We start from the raw sequence: 288 nt of genomic DNA, 5'->3' as shown, positions 1-288 counted from the left end.
CTCTTTTTGGCCGAGCGCACCACGAGCCCGGTCGGCCGCTGGCTCTCCAGCGCCGTGACGATGGCATCGAGCTCTTCGAGCAGGTCGGCGGACAGCGTGTTGGCGCTGGTGTCGGCGCGGTCGAACAGCAGCCAGGCGATGCCGTCCTCGTCACGCGTCAGCTTGAAATTCCTGTACGGGCTGTCCGCAGCGGGCTTCGGCCCGAGCTCGAGCACGCGGTCGGCGAGAAGGTCCATGATCCGTGAATCCATGATCACACCGTCTCTATCAACATCGCGCCGCCCTGCC

General features: G+C 66.0%; 1 protein-coding gene. It reads right to left on the bottom strand.

The features are described from left to right. Window positions 1–251: hypothetical protein (locus ACLI50_RS22565; RefSeq protein WP_411414677.1), on the bottom strand; the 251-nt coding region annotated here is incomplete at its 3' end. Window positions 252–288 lie beyond the last annotated feature (37 nt).

Source organism: Chryseobacterium cupriresistens (assembly GCF_046614675.1).
Classification (GTDB): Bacteria; Bacteroidota; Bacteroidia; order Flavobacteriales; family Weeksellaceae; genus Chryseobacterium; species Chryseobacterium cupriresistens.
The sequence above is the reverse complement of the archived record's forward strand: the minus strand, read 5'-3'. Positions and strand labels throughout refer to the sequence as shown.